At 73.1% G+C, this 16,572-nt stretch carries 13 protein-coding genes; 6 read left to right on the plus strand and 7 right to left on the minus strand.

The genetic code is table 11. From position 1 onward, the window contains the following. The first annotated feature begins 138 nt into the window (after positions 1 to 138). Together ACOOHE_RS05965 and ACOOHE_RS05970 are read left to right on the plus strand one after the other, a co-directional pair. Positions 139 to 714, plus strand: coding sequence for a sensor histidine kinase (locus tag ACOOHE_RS05965; protein WP_420456887.1), 576 nt, complete (start codon positions 139 to 141; stop codon positions 712 to 714). A 249-nt stretch (positions 715 to 963) separates the two neighbouring features. Continuing rightward, on the plus strand, positions 964 to 2,685 hold the full coding sequence (locus ACOOHE_RS05970) for an NAD+ synthase (protein WP_420456888.1): 1,722 nt from the start codon (positions 964 to 966) through the stop codon (positions 2,683 to 2,685). Between the two features lie 28 nt (positions 2,686 to 2,713). On the opposite strand, the gene ACOOHE_RS05975 is transcribed toward ACOOHE_RS05970, so the two are convergent. The 5 genes from ACOOHE_RS05975 to ACOOHE_RS05995 all read right to left on the minus strand — a co-directional run bounded on the left by ACOOHE_RS05975 (position 2,714) and on the right by ACOOHE_RS05995 (position 5,846). Next, positions 2,714 to 3,049, minus strand: a complete 336-nt coding sequence (locus ACOOHE_RS05975) for a hypothetical protein (protein ID WP_420456889.1) — start codon at positions 3,047 to 3,049, stop codon at positions 2,714 to 2,716. Continuing rightward, on the minus strand, positions 3,042 to 3,257 hold the full coding sequence (locus ACOOHE_RS05980) for a DUF433 domain-containing protein (protein WP_420456890.1): 216 nt from the start codon (positions 3,255 to 3,257) through the stop codon (positions 3,042 to 3,044). Before ACOOHE_RS05980 ends, ACOOHE_RS05975 begins: the two co-directional genes overlap by 8 nt. A gap of 269 nt (positions 3,258 to 3,526) precedes the next feature. Then, positions 3,527 to 4,198, minus strand: coding sequence for a DUF4145 domain-containing protein (locus ACOOHE_RS05985; protein WP_420456891.1), 672 nt, complete (start codon positions 4,196 to 4,198; stop codon positions 3,527 to 3,529). Between the two features lie 54 nt (positions 4,199 to 4,252). Next, the gene (gene arsS / locus ACOOHE_RS05990; RefSeq protein WP_420456892.1) at positions 4,253 to 5,413 is read right to left on the minus strand and encodes an arsenosugar biosynthesis radical SAM (seleno)protein ArsS; all 1,161 of its coding nucleotides are present in this window, start codon (positions 5,411 to 5,413) and stop codon (positions 4,253 to 4,255) included. Positions 5,414 to 5,513: 100 nt separating this feature from the next. Further along, a complete protein-coding gene (locus ACOOHE_RS05995; protein WP_420456893.1) occupies positions 5,514 to 5,846 on the minus strand; it encodes an arsenosugar biosynthesis-associated peroxidase-like protein in 333 nt (110 codons plus the stop codon). 158 nt (positions 5,847 to 6,004) lie between these two features. Between ACOOHE_RS05995 and ACOOHE_RS06000 the strand changes: the two genes are divergently transcribed. From ACOOHE_RS06000 to ACOOHE_RS06015, 4 genes are all read left to right on the plus strand, one after another. Further along, positions 6,005 to 7,123, plus strand: coding sequence for a hypothetical protein (locus tag ACOOHE_RS06000; protein WP_420456894.1), 1,119 nt, complete (start codon positions 6,005 to 6,007; stop codon positions 7,121 to 7,123). A gap of 300 nt (positions 7,124 to 7,423) precedes the next feature. Beyond that, a complete protein-coding gene (locus ACOOHE_RS06005) occupies positions 7,424 to 8,644 on the plus strand; it encodes an acetate/propionate family kinase (protein ID WP_420456895.1) in 1,221 nt (406 codons plus the stop codon). Positions 8,645 to 8,716: 72 nt separating this feature from the next. Next, complete coding sequence (locus tag ACOOHE_RS06010) at positions 8,717 to 9,475, plus strand: DUF6503 family protein (RefSeq protein ID WP_420456896.1); 759 nt, start codon at positions 8,717 to 8,719, stop codon at positions 9,473 to 9,475. Between the two features lie 114 nt (positions 9,476 to 9,589). Then, entirely contained in the window at positions 9,590 to 11,038 is a 1,449-nt protein-coding gene (locus ACOOHE_RS06015) for a PAS domain S-box protein (RefSeq protein WP_420456897.1), read from the plus strand. Between the two features lie 36 nt (positions 11,039 to 11,074). On the opposite strand, the gene ACOOHE_RS06020 is transcribed toward ACOOHE_RS06015, so the two are convergent. Both ACOOHE_RS06020 and ACOOHE_RS06025 read right to left on the minus strand, forming a co-directional pair. Next, positions 11,075 to 13,711 carry a T9SS type A sorting domain-containing protein gene (locus ACOOHE_RS06020; RefSeq protein WP_420456898.1) on the minus strand — a complete coding sequence of 879 codons (2,637 nt, stop codon included), beginning with the start codon at positions 13,709 to 13,711 and terminating at the stop codon, positions 11,075 to 11,077. Between the two features lie 13 nt (positions 13,712 to 13,724). Then, the gene (locus tag ACOOHE_RS06025) at positions 13,725 to 16,415 is read right to left on the minus strand and encodes a T9SS type A sorting domain-containing protein (RefSeq protein ID WP_420456899.1); all 2,691 of its coding nucleotides are present in this window, start codon (positions 16,413 to 16,415) and stop codon (positions 13,725 to 13,727) included. Positions 16,416 to 16,572 lie beyond the last annotated feature (157 nt).

Raw genomic sequence — 16,572 nt, forward strand, 5'->3', positions numbered from 1 at the left:
ACTCACAACGAGGCTGCTACGCGCCGCCCGAGCCCCCCACCGTGTCGTCCTGAGCGAAGCCGCGCAGCGGCGGAGCCGAAGCTGCTCGACGGCGAGGCCCACGACCTCATCGGGATCGTCGAGACGGCGGCCACCGACATGCTCGCGCTCGTCCAGCGGTTCTTGGGCGCCGAGACCCTCGACGACGGCCGCTTGGCGCTCCACACGTCCCGGTTCGACCTGGCGGCGCTCGCCGACCACGTGGTCGACCGGTTCCGCCCGGCCGCCGCTCGCAAGGACCAGGCGCTCGCGGTCGAGAGCCGAGGGCCCGCCTGGGTCGACGGCGACCGCGACTGGCTCAAGGAGGTCGTCGACAATCTGATCTCGAACGCCGTCAAGTACACGCCGGCGGGCCGCCGGATCTGGGTGTCGGTGGCCCAGGCCGAGGGCCGAGTCCAACTCCGTGTCCGCGACGAGGGGCCGGGGCTCAGCGCCGACGACCAGGCCAAGCTGTTCGGCCGGTTCCAGCGGCTCAGCGCCCAGCCCACCGGCGGCGAGTCGTCGACCGGGCTCGGGCTCTCGATCGTCAAGAAGGTCGTCGAGTTCCACCAGGGCCGCGTGTGGGCCGAGAACGCGCTCGGCGAGGGGACAACGTTCGTCGTCGAGCTGGACGCGCCGGCGTCGGAGTCCGAGCCGGCGTCGGCCCGGATCGAGGACGCGCTCGCGCTGGCGTAGGAAACCGAAGTTGTGCCTCCGGTCCTCGCGTTCGTTGGGACCGAGGACGGGGGACGGGAGACCGCCTGGGACTCGTCAGGGAAGCCGGTCCTCCGTCTCCGGTCCCACCGCCTCTTTCGGTTCAGACACAACGCGGGTTAGGAAGGCGGCAGGCGGCCACCGTCCCCGGCCACCGTCCCCGGTCCCCACCCGACCTCGGCACCCCGCTCGCGCTCGGTCGTCAAAGCCGCCCACCCGAAGCGCCAGCCCATGCGGATCGCCCTCTGCCAGATCAACACCACCGTCGGCGACCTGGCCGGCAACGTCGCCCGCGTCCTGCGCGACGCCCGGCGCGCGGCCGACGCCGGCGCCGACCTCGCCGTCTTCCCCGAGCTCTGCGTCACGGGCTACCCGCCCCAAGACTTGCTCGACCGGCCCGCCTTCTTGGACGACGTGGACGCCGCCGTCGAGCACCTCGCGCAGCACGCGCCGGACGGGCTGGCGCTGCTCGTCGGCGCGCCGGTCCGCAACGACACGCCGGTCGGGAAGCGGCTGTTCAACACGGCCCTGCTGCTGGCCGAGGGCGCGGTCCAGGCCGGCGTCTCGAAGACGCTGCTCCCGACCTACGACGTGTTCGACGAGTACCGCTACTTCGAGCCGTGCCCCGAGCGCGAGGTGATCGAGTGGGGCGGGCTCCGGTTGGGCGTCCACCTCTGCGAGGACATGTGGAACAACGAGGAGCAGGCGCCCTACCACCTCTACGCCGCCAACCCCATCGACGAGCTGGCGGCGCTCGGCGTGGACCTGTTCGTCAACCTCTCGGCCAGCCCGTACGCGACGGGCAAGCCGACCGAGCGGCGTCGGCTGATCCGGGAGAGCTGCCGCGAGCACGGCGTGCCGTTCGTCTACGTCAACCAGGTCGGCGCCAACACGGAGCTGATCTTCGACGGCGACAGCCAGGTCCAGTCGGCGGCCGGCGAGGGGCTGTGGCACGCGCCGCTGTTCGAAGAGGCGTTCCACGTGTGGGACAGCGAGGCGCCAGGCGACCCGGTCGAGGTCGCGCCCGAAGACGTGACGGCCGAGATCCACGACGCGCTCGTGCTGGGCGTCCGCGACTACGTCGAGAAAACGGGGCCGGGCGTGTTCGACAAGGCGCTCGTCGGGCTGAGCGGCGGGATCGACTCGGCGGTGACGTGCGCGCTCGCGGTCGAGGCGCTCGGCGCGGACCGCGTCGTCGGCGTCACGATGCCGTCGGCCTACTCGTCGTCGGGGTCGGTCGACGACAGCCGGGCGCTGGCGGAGAACCTGGGCATTGAGTTCCACCAAGTGTCGATCCGCCCGGCCGTCGACGCCTTCAGGGCGATGCTGGAGCCGCTGTTCGCCGGCACCGACGAGGGCGTGGCCGAGGAGAACGTCCAAGCGCGAGCGCGCGGCGTGACGTTGATGGCGATCTCGAACAAGTTCGGCCACCTCCTGCTCACGACCGGCAACAAGTCCGAGATGGCCGTCGGCTACGCGACGCTCTACGGCGACATGTCGGGCGGGCTCGCGGTCCTGTCGGACGTGTTCAAGACGGAGGTCTACCGCGTCGCCGAGCACGTCAACGCGCGGGCCGGCCGCGACCTCATCCCCCGGACCACGATCACCAAGCCGCCGTCGGCCGAGCTGAAACCGGGCCAGGTGGACCAGGACTCGCTGCCGCCGTACGACGTGCTCGACGCCATCTTGGAACGCTTCGTCGAGCAGCACGAGTCGCCGGCCGCCATCGCTTCGGAGACCGGCTACGACTTGGCGCTCGTCGACCGGATCGCCCGGATGGTCGACCGGAACGAGTACAAGCGACGCCAGGCCGCGCCGGGCCTGCGCGTCTCGTCGAAGGCGTTCGGGCCAGGCCGCCGCGTCCCCATCGTCATGCAGCGGACGCGGATCAACACGGCCGGGCAGGGCGAGCGCGTCGAGGGGGCGCCGGCCGCCACCGCCGTCGATGCGTGATCCCGCCATAGGTCGAGAGGCCGCGCGGTCAGCCGCACACGACCGTCACGGTTCCTGGACCGGACCGGAGAGCCGCGACCTCGGCGTCCGGGACGAGCGGGAGGAGGTCGGCGAGCGTCGTCCCGCCCGCGTCCAGGACGACGACGGCGACCTCGCGCTCTCCGACGTTCTGCTGGTAGCGCGAGCCCTTGTCCACCGTGACCGGCACGTCGAAGGACGCTTCGGCCGCTCGGAGCAGCGCCCCGTTCTTCATCCCGGCCCACCCCTGGTACCGGACGGTCACCACCTCCACCGCGTCCGAGAAGGCCGTGCGCAACCGCTCCGGGATACTCTCGTCGAGCGGGACCCGCGGGCGCTCAGCCATCGGCCCCGACGAGGGCCGCCTCCGAGAGCGCCAAGAACGCGATGGCCTGGTCCCGCGTCACGGTCGGGAAGTCGGCCAAGAACTCGTCCAGCGACACGCCCGAGGCGAGATGGTCGATCAGCGTATGCACCGGGACGCGCGTGCCGACGAACACGGGCGTCCCGCTCATGATCTCCGGGTCGGTGTGGTAGACCTGTTGGGGCGTCATGGCTCGCTGCGCTGGGGAACTGTGGAACGCGCTCACGTCCCGACCGATCCATCGTCAGGCAGCGGACCTCAGGCCCGGTCGTCGGGCGCGTCGCCGAGCCACCGACCGAATAGAGGTTGCAGGATATATAACAGATGGACGCTCAGCCGCAAAGGGCACCGAGCACGGCGGCGGGGCGGAGCGCAAGATACACCGGACGCCAAACAGCGCGAGAACGCTGGCGCCCTTTGTCGGCCTGCAGCGGCAGGTTAGGCGTACCGGCGGTCTGATTACCTGTTTTGCTCGATTGCTTGGCGCCGTAGAAGTGCAGCTTCTTGGACCTTACCTGGTCGCGTGTAGAGTTGGTAAGTCAGGTCTTGCAGCAACGACAGGAGAACAACGGCTCTGTCGGCGTTTACCTCAGGTAAGTGAGGGTGCGCTCCGTCGTGGCCGGTCAGCATGATCTGGCTTGAAAGTTCCTTCCATTCGTCGTCCAGTCCAGTCAACTCAATCATCTCGGTAATCTGATTCTGGACTTTGGAACTCCCTTTGGCGCCGATCTGCTCGCACATAGCCTGTACCGCCCGCCGACAGAGGGCTGCAAAACCGTTGTAGGCTCCAACTGAGAGACAGGCCAAAGCCTCGTCCACTTCCTTCTTGACCTCCTCGGGAACGTGCGAGAAATCATAATCATCTCGGACAGGTAGGACAACCCTGGGGTAGTCCACTTGAACGCCATTCGTAGCCCGACCAACGATGTCCCAGATAACGGGAATGGCTTCAAGGCAGGCGTCACAGGAATAGCCTGCGACAAACTCAGTCACTCCGTCTCTGTTGATCTTGTCGAAGCTGGGAGTGTTGTGGAGCGTGAAGCGGGAGCCAGTTCCGCAGTGCGGACACTTACCTCCGATCTGCAATTCATTGAACCATGCTGGGGGGGTGGTCCCGTAAAATCTGAGCATCGATTGATATGGTTGGGAGGTACGCCTAACCAGAACTTATGCCGACCCACAGCCTCACGCCGTGGCCCCGCCGCACGACGAGCCGGCGCCGGCCGTGCAGCCGTAGCAGTGCCGCTCGGTCCGCACCGTCCGCGCCTGCCACGCGGACAAGTCGAAGTCGGCGACCGTCGTGAACGGGACGGCCGCGTCCATCTCGAGCTGCTGGTTGAAGTCGCAGTCGTAGACCGCGCCGTCCCACCCGACCGAGACCGTGTTCCGGCACATCAGCCCGTCGATGGTGGCCGGGTTGAACGCGCCCAGGAGCCGGTCGAGGTAGGCGTCGAGCTGGCCTTTTTCCAAGAGCCACTCGAGGTAGCGGCTCATCGGCATGTTGTTGAGCGCGAACAGGCGGTCGAACGTGACGCCGTGGTTCCGTTGGAGTGCCGCCTTCCACTCGTCCTCGAGCGAGTCCTGGGCGCCGGCCAGGAAGCTCCCGACCGGGTTCGTGACGAGCGTCAGCACGCGGCCCGGGTCGCCCTGGCCGTAGCCGACGTCGTTGAGCATCCGGAGCGCCCGGATCGACTTTTCGTAGGTCCCGTCGCCGCGCTGGGCGTCGGTCCCGAGTTGGCGGTAGTGGGGGAGCGAGCAGGCCACCTCGACACCGCGCTCGGCCATCCACCCGGCGAGGTGGGCGTAGCGGCGGACGGTCAGGATGGTCAGGTTGCACCGGTCGATCACGTGGAGCCCGCGCGCGACGCACTCGTCGACGAGGTACTCGAAGTGCGGGTTGAGCTCCGGCGCGCCGCCCGTGAGGTCGACCGTGTGGAGCGCGCCGCCGTCCGGATGGCCCTGGATGTGGTCGATGGCCTCAAGGCAGGCGTCGACGGCCGCCCGGTCCATGTTCTCCTCGGTCCGGTCCGGCCCGGAGTCGACGTGGCAGTGCCGGCACGTCATGTTGCACAGCTTGCCGATGTTGATCTGGAAGATCTCGAGGGGCGCCGGCGTGATCCCGGCGGCCCACCCGCTGGCGACCAAGTCGGCGTGGAACCGGCCGGTCCCACTCGGGCCGAGGTGGGTGTCGACGGCGTCGAGCGCGGCGATCTGGGCGGCCGGCGCCGCCAGCGGCGTGCGCCGGGCGTACAGGCTCGTCGTCCGCTTCGGCCCGTCCATGACGTCGGCCAGGAGCTCGGCGGAGAGGACGGGGAGAGAGATGGCTGCGCCGTCGCCGTCAGACATGAAGGGGGAGAGAGAGTCGGGGAGGAGGTGGAACCGCCGGGGGCCGTGCGGAGATCGGTCCCACACCGGGATCAGCGGTCGTCTGACACGAGGCCCGGGCCTACATCGTCTGCGCCTTGACGCCGTCGAGCATCTGGAGCCCGTGGACGAGCGACGCGCCGCCCCGGATGGCCGTCGCCACGTGGACGGCCTCGGTCATCTGCTCGAGGTCCGAGCCCTTCGCCAGCGACTCCTGCGTGTAGGCGTCGATGCAGTAGGGGCACTGGACCGTGTGGGCCACGGCGAGCGCGATGAGGGCCTTCTCGCGGGCGGTCAGCGCGCCGTCCTCGAACACCTTGCCGTAGTAGCTGAAGAAGGCGTCGGCCAGGGGCTTCGAGCCCTCGGCGATCTCGGGGAAGCGAGGGAGGTGCTCGGGCTTGTAGTAGGTCTCCACGGAGGGGATCGGGGGAAAGGGAGGCGCGAAGCTAGAGGCCGTCGGACCGAGGCCGCCAGCCGCCCAGGCCGAAGGGGGGAGGTTGTGGAGCGTCCGTCGGACGGATACCTTACCGGATTCGCGTCTGCCCTCCCGTTCGCGGCCTCCCCGCGCCCCCTGTGTCCCTCGTCGGCTGGTTCCTGCTCCTCGTCGTCCTCGCCGCCGTCGGGGCGTACGTCGCGCGCCAGCGCCGGCCCAAGCTGCCCGCGCCGACGGTCCCGCGCGTGACCGGCGACGGCGACGACCTGAGCAGCCTCGGGCTCTCGGCCGTCCGCCCGCGGAGCGCCGCGGCCGTGACCGACCCCGACGGGGCGCCGCTCGCCGAGGCCCCGGCCCGCCGGACGGTCCCCCCGGGCGCCACCGACGCCGGCCCGCGGCCGGTCTCGCGCTCGCGCGACACGGGCCCGACGGCGGCGGTGCCCGGCACGCCCTGGGCCGAGCCCGCCGTCTCGCTGCTCCTCGCCTCGCTGGCCGCCCACGTCGGCGGCCGGGTCGCCGTCGTCCGCCACGACGGCGACCGCCACCTCGTCGAGGCGCGGACCGACGGGGGGGCGCTGACGGCCGTCGCGGGCCGGGCCCTCGACGTCGACGGCGAGCGGCACCTCGGGTCCGACGCCTTGGGCGGGCTCGCGGCCCTGGTCGGCGGTCGCGCGCGGGCCGTCTCGGCAGGCCGCTCCACCCTCCTGGTCGGCGGCGACGCCGACGACGCCGACGCCCACCTCGAGTTGCTGGCGACGCTCGTCCCGGCCCTCGACCTCGGCGCGGGCGACGCCCGACCGGCCGTCGTTACGCCGATCGTGGCCGCCGACCTCCCCGCGCCGGACGACGAGCCGCCCGTCCCCCGGGCCACCATCATCGCCCAAGAGCAGCGGGCCGCCCGCGCCGCCGAGCGCCCACTCGCCTTCGCCCTCGTCACGCTCGCCGACGCCGAGGAGCGCCTGACCCGCCACGACCCCGCGGACGTCGCCGGCGCCGAGGCCGACCTCCGCGATCGGCTCGGCGCGGCCCCCGACGTCCGGCGGATCGAGCCGTTCGGGGCCCTGCTCTTCGGCGTCTTCCTCGACCTCGACCCGAGCGGCGCCGCGACGTGGTGCGACCGGCTCGCCTCGGGCGAGCCCCCGCTCTTCATCGGCGCCGTCGCCCCGGCCGACGGCGACCCCACGAGCATCCGCAACGCGGCGGCCCAGGCGCTCCACGACGCCTACGACCAGCGCCGCGCCCGCGTCGTCGAGGCCTAGCTCGCTCCGCTCGCAGGGAATGGCTCGCTCCGCTCGCGGAAACGGGAAACAGGAAAGGGGAAATGGCAGAGCGAGACGCGAGCCCGCCCGCGAGCGTCCCGTACGGACACGACTCGTCGTGTCCTTGCCGAGCGTCGCTGCACGGAACCCCGCCGTACGGACACCATGCATGGTGTCCCTACCGCCCGCGGTGTGGCCGGCGGACACGATGAACCGTGTCCCTACGAACAGCCTCCATGCTGGCGGGAACGCGCCGACGGCCGGAGATTCCACCCGTCCACCCGTCCACCCGTCCACCCGATGACCGTCCTCGTCCTCAACGCCGGCTCGTCGTCGCTCAAGATCGACCTCATCGACGCCGAGGCCGGGCGGACGCTGGCGGCCGGGCAGGTCGAGCGGATCGGGGCCGTCTCGTCGCTCGCCTCGTTCCGGCTCGGCGACGCCAAGCCCGAGCGGGTCACGCTCCAGGCGCCCGACCACGCGACGGCGCTGTCCCACTTGCTCGACCGGATGCGCGAGGCCGACGGGCCCGAGCAGGACGTGCTCCCCGAGATCGAGGCCGTCGGCCACCGCGTGGTCCACGGCGGCGAGCAGTTCGCCGAGTCGGCCCTCGTCGACGGCGAGGTGGTCGACGCCATCCGCGACGCCTTCGACCTGGCGCCGCTCCACAACCCGGCCAACTTGCAGGGCGTTCGGGCGGCCCAGAAGGCGTTCCCCGACGTCCCCCACGTGGCCGTCTTCGACACGGCGTTCCACCAGACGATCCCGCCGCAGGCCTACCTCTACGCGCTCCCGAACCGGCTCTACCGGCGCCACAAGATCCGCCGCTACGGGTTCCACGGGACGAGCCACTACTACGTCTCGCGGCGCCTGGTCGAGCTTGCCGGGCTCGAACTCGGGGCGAGCCGGGTCGTCACCGTCCACCTCGGCAACGGGTGCTCGATGGCCGCCATCCGAGACGGCCGCTCGGTCGACACGTCCATGGGGATGACGCCGCTCGAAGGGCTGGTGATGGGGACGCGCTCGGGCGACCTCGACCCGTCGATCGTGTTCGAGATCGCCGAGAAGGAGGACGTCCCGCTGGCCGAGGTCCACACGATGCTCAACCGCTACTCGGGGCTCCTGGGCCTGAGCGGCTACGCGGCCGACATGCGCGACCTGCTCGCCGAGGCGGCCGACGGCGACGTCCGCTGCCAGCAGGCCATCGACGTCTTCTGCTACCGGGTCAGGTCGTACCTCGGCCGGTACCTCGCGGTGCTCGGGGGGATCGACGCGGTCGCGTTCACGGCCGGGATCGGCACGTTCGCCGCGCCCATCCGGGCCCAGGTCCTGGCCGGGCTCGAGGGCCTGGGGATCACCGTGGACGCCGACGCCAACCGGGCGGCCGACGGGACCGAGGCCCGCATCACCACCGACGCCAGCCCGATCCCGGTCTGGGTGGTCCCCACGAACGAGGAGCTCGTGATCGCCCAGGACACGCAGAAGCTGGCGACGGCCGCGAGGCAGTCGCCGTTCGTGTAAGGTTCGGCGGGTTCGGGGGTTCAGCAGGTCACGCGGGTTGACATCGATGGACCCGCTGAACCCGCGAAACCCGTGAAACGAGCCGTCCTCGCCCTCGCCGTCCTGCTGGTCGCCTGCGAGCGGCCCGCGCCCCAGGGCGACGCCGAGGCCCTCGCGCTGCTCGACCGGACCCGGACCCACCACGGCTCGGCGCTCCTGGACGGCGCCGAGGTCCGGTTCTCGTTCCGCGGGACGCCGTTCTCGCTCCGCGTCGGCGACGACTTCCGCTACGCGCGAACGGTGGCGGACAGCCTGGGGCGGACCGTCGAGGAGGTCGTCGACAACGCCGGGACGCACCGGTTCGTGGACGGGGCCGAGGTGTCGCTGGGGCCCGACGAGGCCGCGCGCGTCCACACGGCCGTCAACTCGGTCGCCTACTTCGCGCTGCTGCCGGCGCCGCTCGCGGACCCCGCCGTTCGCGCGCGGCTCCTGACGCCGGACCGCGTCGGGGGCGAGGACTACGACCGCGTCGAGGTCACGTTCGCGCGCGAGGGCGGCGGCGCCGACTTCGACGACCGCTACGTCTACTGGCTCCGCCGGCTCGACGGCCAGATCGGACACTACGCCTACACCTACGAGCCCACGCCCGGCGACACGTCCCGCACCGAGACCGGGACCCGGTTCCGCGTCCCGATCCGAACGCGGCGCGTCGAGGGCGTCCTCTTCCAGGACTGGCGGAACCTCACGGCCGACTCGCTCGGGGACCTCCGCGACTTCGGCGACCGCTACGACGGGGGCACCACGTTCGAGGTCTCGGCGGTCGTCCTCGACTCGGTCCGCGTCGTCCGCTAGCGGCCGGCGGTGGAGGCCGAGCGCGAGGTCGGGGGGTGCGTAGGTTGCGCGCCGATCCCCGTCACGGGGCGCCCCGAGCGTGGCGCGTCGGCCGGCCCACCCCCGCGTCCCTGCATGCCCGACCCCTCCCACGCCCTCCGGGGCCAAGACGCCGACGACCTGCTCCGCGCCTTCTTCGACAGCGCCCCGTTCCTGATGGGCGTCGTCGAGCACCGTGACGGCGAGGTCCGACACCAGGCGGCGAACCAGGCGGCCCTCGACCTGTTCCGGTCCGACGGGGCCACGGTCGACCGCGTCGAGGGCGCGACCTTCGCCGAGCTCGGGTTCACCGAGGACGAGGCGGCAGTGTGGGAGCGCCACGTCCGCGAGTGCGGGGAGGCCGGCCGGCCCGTCCACTTCTCGACCGCCTTCCCGTGGGGCGCCGAGCACGCGGGGGAGGGCGTCCGGAGCCTCGACGTGGTCCTCAACGTGGCCGACCGCGAGGCCTCGCGGTTCTCGTACGTCGTCGAGGACGTGACCGAGCGGCGCCGGCCCGACGCCGAACGCCGCCTGTTGGCGGCCGCCGTCGAGCAGGCGGCCGAGCCCATCGTCGTGACCGACGTCGGCCTCGACGAGCCGAGCCCCCGCATCTTGTACGCCAACGCGGCCCACGCCCGGACGTTCGGGTACACCGTCTCCGAGATCCTGGGCCAGAGCCCCCGGATGTTCCAGGGGTCCAAGACCGAGCGGGCCGTGCTCGACCGGGTCCGCGCGCGGCTCGAGGCCGGCGAGGCCGTCCAGGCCGAGACCGTGAACTACCGGAAGGACGGGTCCGAGTTCGTGCTCCAGTGGGAGATCGCCCCGGTCCGCGACGAGGACGGGGTGCTCGTCAACTGGGTCGGGACCCAGCGCGACGTGACCGAGCAGCGGCGGCTCGAGCGCGAGATCCTGGAGGTCGCCGCGCGCGAGCAGGAGCGGATGGCCCGGGACCTCCACGACGGGCTGGGCCAGGTCCTGACCGGGGCCGCCTTTCGGCTCCAGGCCCTCCACAACCGGCTCGAGCAGGCCGACGACCCCGAGCTCGCGGCCGACGCCCTGCGCTCGCGCGAGTTGGTCGAGGACGCGCTGGGCCAGGCCCGCGCCATCGCCCGGGGCCTGTTCCCGATCAACACCGAGCCGGACGGGCTGGCCGAGGCCTTGGCCCGGCTCGCGACGGACGCCGAGCTGGCCTTCGGCATCGTGTGCTCGTTTGACGGTCCGCCCGTCGTGGTCTCGTCGCGCGAGCACGCGGCCCACCTCTACCGGATCGCCCAGGAGGCCATGGCGAACGCGGCCCGCCACGGGCGCGCCGGGACCGTCGAGATCGCCCTCGCCCAGGACGGCGGCCTCGCCACGCTCACCGTCTGCGACGACGGCGTTGGCATCCCGGACGCGGCCCTGGCCGGCGGTGAGGGTCTCGGGCTCCGGACGATGCGGTACCGGGCCGACCGCGTCGGCGGCGAGTTCGAGGTCCGCCCGAAGGAGGGCGGGGGGACCGTCGTCGCGGTCACGTTCCCGGCGGCGGCCGACGAGCCGGCCGACTGATCCCACCCGCTCCGGGACGGAGCAGGCGGGGCGACCTCAACGGACGACGGTCAGCGTGCGCGTCGCCGTCGCCGTCGCCGTCTGGACCCGGGCGACGTAGACGCCGGACCGCAGCGCGCTCGCGTCGAGGGCGAGCGGCCCGGTCGGCGCCGGCCCGTCCCACAGCATGGCGACCTCGCGGCCGAGCGCGTCGTAGACGGCCACCCGGACCGGGCCCGGCTCGGCCACGGTTACGGCGACGGAGGCCCGTCCGCGGACCGGGTTCGGCGCCACCGCGACGGCCAGTGCCGACGGCCGCGCCCGCTCGTCGCGGGCCGTCGCCAGCGGGTCGACGTAGAGGGCGAGGTAGGCCGAGGGTGTCGGGCCGGCCGACGTGAACGAGCCACCGACGTAGAGGTCTGCCCCGTCGAGCGTCAACGTGGCTACACCGCGGCCACGGACGTCAAGGAGACCCCACCGGTCGGCGTCGAGGACGGCGAGTTGACCAGCCGCCTGCGAGGACAGGCCAAAGTCGGGAGAGAAACCCGCGTAGACCCGGCCGGCCGCGCCGACCGCGAGGGAGGTCACAGCGATCCCGGGATCGCCAACGCCCGTCCACTCCTCCCCATCCCATACGGCGAGGCTGTTGGCGTTGACCGCCGCACTTGTGGGCTGCGTGAAGCGAAGGAAGGTGCCGCCAGCGTAGAGCCGCCCGTCGGGCCCGAACGCGAGCGCGCGGACGGACCCCGACGTCGGTGCCCCGATCCACTCCCACGTCGACCCCGTCCGCCTCGCCAGGCCGCGGGCGTCGACCGTGGTCCCGTCCGGTCGGCGGACGGTGGTGAACGAGCCGCCCGCGTAAAGCGCCCCGTCGGGCCCGAGTGTAAGGGCGAAGACGCGCTCGTCGAAGCCGCCGACGAACGCCCATCCGGCCCCTGACTGCCAGCGATACACGCTGTATGGGTCGTCCGGCTGGGGCCCTGCGAGGGGGCCTGCTAGGTAAAGCGCTTGGCCGTCGAACACCACCGCGTCGACGACGCCCTCAGGAGCCTCGCCGCCGAGGGGCTCCCATGCCGTCCCGTCCCAGTGGACCACGCCGGGGACGTCCACCTCGGACCCGTCCGCGAGCTCGACCGTCGTGAACCGGCCGGCGGCAAAAAACTGGGGGCGCCCGTCCTCGCATCCCGCTGGGGCAATTGCGCGGACCTCGCCGTCTTGGTCCGAAAAAGCAAGCCGTCCCGGGAAGGCTCGCCACGAGTGTCCGTCCCACAGCCCCACGCCCGCGGTCGGCTCGGGCCCGACGGAAGCGATGGCACCGCCGACCACGGCGCCCCGCCCGCACGGCGACGGCGCGGTGGCGAGGACGACGGACTCCCCGTTGCTCGCGAAGTTGTGCCGGCCGACGGCCGCCGTCCCCGGGTACGTGCTCAGCGGAGACCACGCGCCGTCGCGTCGGACGGCGAGCGCGACGGCGTGCGTCACGCGATCGTCGGCGTCCCGGACACCCTCAAACGCGCCCCCGATGACGAGGCCCGCGTCGGTCTCGGCGACGGCTCGGGCTCCGGGCGGGGTGAAGGGGACGTACGGCCTCTCCGGTAGGAGGACGTCGCCCTCCGAGGTCCACGCAGTCCCGGTCCAGCGGGCGATGCCGCCCGCCGGGATGGGGTCCGGGGTGGCGTCAGCCACGAGCGTGAAGGACCCTACGACGAAGACCCCGCCTGTCCCATCGGGCCGGACCTCGGCGACCGCCCCGTCGGTCCCGCCATCGAGGAGGTCCCAGGTTCCGTCTCGCCAACGGGCGACGTTCGCGAACTCGATGGTCGACGTCTCCTCGGTGGAGATGGCGAACCCGGACCCGGCCACGTAGAGGTCGTCGCCAACCCAGGCCAGGCTGGACACGGGCCCACCGAGCACCGGCTGCGGGCCGTCATCCGCGGGCACGATGACGAGGCGCGAGCCGCTCTCGTCGCTGATCCCCGATACCGCCACCGTTCCGTCCTCGCGGACGGCGACGGCGCCGAAGTCTGTCCCCCCAACGGTCCGGGGCGGGTCCACCTGGACGACCGCCTCCCACTGACCGTCCGCCCACCGCGCGACGCCGCCGATGGCAAGCGTGTCGCCGTCGGCTCCGAGGACCGCGTCGAACTGGCCGGCCACGTAGATCGCCCCGTCCGGGGCCTCGGCGAGCGCTCGCGCGGTCCCCTCGAACGCGGTGCCGAACCCGTACAGCAGGAGGCCGCCCCCGACGGGCTCCCACGTGGTCCCCGTCCACCGGGCGACGCCGCGCGAGGCCACGGCCTGCCCGTCGGTCTGGACGACGTTCGTAAAGCTGCCGGCGACGTAGAGCGACCCGTCACGAGCGAGGAGGAGGTCGTAGACGGCGCCGACCACGAAGAAGCCGCCGTCCCCGTTGATCCCGCGACCCAAGGGCTCCCACGCCTGCCCGTCCCACTGCCCGACCGACGTCAGCGGGACCCCGTCGATGGACGTGAACAGCCCGCCGACGTAGACGCCACCCTGGCCGTCGGGCTCGACAGTCTCGACGACGCTCTGGCGGACGGACTCGACCCCGAGGTCAAGGCGCGCGCCGGGATACGCGAACACGTCCGACCACGCGCCCGCCGTCTGCGCGCTGGCGGACGCCGCCGCCAGGACGAGGAGCGCCAGCGACGGGACGGAGCGGGAACGGAACATCGGGGTGGGGGAGTCACCGGACGACGGTCAGCGTGCGCGTCGCCGTGCTGCCGCCGGTCTGGACTCGGGCAACATAGACGCCGGCCGGCAGCCGCGCCGCGTCGAGGTCGAGCGCCAGCGGGCCGGCCGAGCGCGCCCCGTCCCACAGCACGGCCACCTCGCGGCCGAGCGCGTCGTAGACGGCCGCGCGGACCGGGCCGGCGGCTGGGACCTCGACCGTGAGCACGGCCCGGTCGCGCACCGGGTTCGGCGCGACCGTGAGGGCAAACGCGCTCGGCGCCGGGCCGCTGGCGGTGGGCGTCGCCTGCGGGTCGACGTAGAGCCCGAGGTAGGCCGAGGGCGTGGGGCCGGCCGTCCGGAACGTCCCGCCCACGTAGAGGTCGGCCCCGAGGAGCGTGAGCGTCGTGACGCCGCCCTCGCGGACGCCGAGCCCCTCCCACCCGTCGTCGCCGAACGCGAGCAGGCGGTCGGTCTCGGTCCCGGAGTAGTAGCCGCTGCCGGCCGGGTCGTAGCCGGCGTAGATCCGCCCGCCCGCGCCGACGGCGAGGGCCGAGACCGCGACGCCGGGGTCGCCCGCGTCGGTCCACGACGTCCCGTCCCAGGCCGCGATCTGCCGGGCCGGCGTGTCCGGGCGGGACGGCTGCTCGAACCGGTCGAACGAGCCGCCGGCGTAGAGCGTCCCGTCGGGCCCGAACGCGAGGGCGCGGACCTCGCCGTAGGTCGGGCTCCCGATCCAGGTCCACTCGGTCCCGGACCACCGGACGAGGCCCTGGATCTGGAGCGTGAGCCCGTTCGGCTGCTGGACCGACGAGAACACGCCGCCCACGTAGAGCGCGCCGTCGGGGCCGTAGGTGAGCGCGTAGACGGTCCCGTCGACGCGACCGAGCGCCTGCCAGCCCCGGCCGGGCGCCCAGGAGAACACGGCTGGGACGCCGCTTCGGGTGAGGGCGCCGCCGGCCACGAGCGTCTGGCCGTCGTAGGCGAGCGTCTTGACCTCGCCCTCCGGCGCCGTCCCGGCGAGCGCGGACCACGCCGTGCCGTCCCAATACGCCACGCCCGGCGCGTCGAGGGCCGTCCCGTCTTCGAGGAGGACCGACGAGAACGCGCCGGCGACGAAGAACCGGGGCTGGCCGCCGGCGCACCCGGCAGGGGCCAGGGCCGTCGCCGTCCCGACGGATCCGTAGGCGCTGAGCGTGCCGGGGATCGCGCGCCACGCCGCGCCGTCCCACAGCGCCACGCTCGCGGCGTCGGCCGTGCCGATGGTCTCGAGGTGGCCGGCGACGAGGACGCCCGCGCCGCACGGGTTCGGGGCGGTCGCCCGGACCGACGGCGCGACGTACTGGACCGACTGGCGGCGGCCGAGGGCGGCCTCGCCCCCGAACCGGCTCAGCGGCCCCCACGCGCCCGCGCGGCGGATGGCGACGCCCGAGGCGTTGCGGGTCGACCCGTCCGGCCCCCGCACGCCGTCGAAGAGGCCCCCGATCACCAAGTCCCCGCCGACGACGGCCACCGACCGCGGCCCGGTCCCGTACCAGTACGGCGTCGGGATCGGCGTGACCGTGCCCTCACCCGACCACGCGGTGCCGTCCCACCGGGCGACGCCGCCGGCCGCGACCGAGGTGCCGCTCGGCGGCCCGCCCGGCTCGGGGAACGCCCCGCTGTCGGTCCCGGCCCACGCGAACGCCCCCACGACGTAGACGCCGCCGGCCCCGTCGGGCTCGATCCCGTAGACCGGCCCGCTCGTCCCGCCCTCGAGCCCGTCCCACTGCCCGTCTCGCCACCGGGCCACGTTCCGAACGACAACGCCGTCGACGTCGGACGTCCACACGTCGAACGTTCCGCCCGCGTAGAGCGCGCCGTCGACCCAGGCGAGCGCGGTCACGCCGTAGGTCCCGTCGAGGATCCGCTCGGTCGTCCCGTCGGGCCGGTAGAGAAGGAGGCCCGGCGAGTAGTACCCGGCGCCGTCGAACGTCCCGCCGAGAGCGACCGTCCCGTCCTCGCGGACGGCGATGGCCTCGACGTTCACGGCCGACGTGCCGAGGGCGGGGAGGTCGGCCCAGACGCCGTCGGCCCAGACGGCCACGCCCTTCGCCCCGACCGGCTGGCCGTCGGCCCCGACGGCCGAGTCGAAGATACCGCCGACGTAGATGGCCCCGTCGGGGCCCTCCGCCAGCGCGCCGGCCGTGGCCGAGTAGTAGAACGGGTCGCCGTTGAGGAGCCCGCCGCCCAGGGGCTCCCACGCCGTCCCGGTCCACCGGACGACGGACCGCGCGAGCACGGCCCGGCCGTTCGCCTGGAGCGCCCCGGTAAACTGGCCGGCCACGTAGAGCGACCCGTCGCTGGCGAGGAGCAGGTCGTTCACCGTCGGGATCCCGCCCGAGTACGTGCCCCCGTTCGTGAGGCCGCGCCCGAGCGACCGCCACGCCTGCCCGTCCCAGTGGGCCACGCTCGTGACGGCCACGCCGTCGACGGTGTCGAACCGGCCGGCCACGTAGACGCCGCCGTTCCCGTCGGGCTCGACGGCCTCGACGACGGCGTCCCCGCCGTTGTACGGAGCGAGGTCGATGGACAGGCGGACGCCGGGGTACGCGAACACGTCGGACCACGCGCCGGTGGGGGCCGTCTGCGCGCCGGCCGCCAGCGCGAGGGAGGCCGCCGCGGCGACCAGGACCAGCCGGGCGGCTGAGCGGTGGAATGGGGTCATGGGGGGGCCGCGGCCCGGGGTTGGCGAAGCGCGCGAAGAAACGGAATCGCGAGCCCCCGTCAATGGGTTAGGGGCGAGCCAGCCAATCTTCACGGGGCGCTCGGCGTGCGCGGCTCCACGCGCGCTCCACGCGCTCCGTCCGGCGCCTCGGTAACCC

The sequence above is a fragment of the Rubrivirga sp. genome, assembly GCF_965213695.1.
Classification (GTDB): domain Bacteria; phylum Bacteroidota; class Rhodothermia; order Rhodothermales; family Rubricoccaceae; genus Rubrivirga.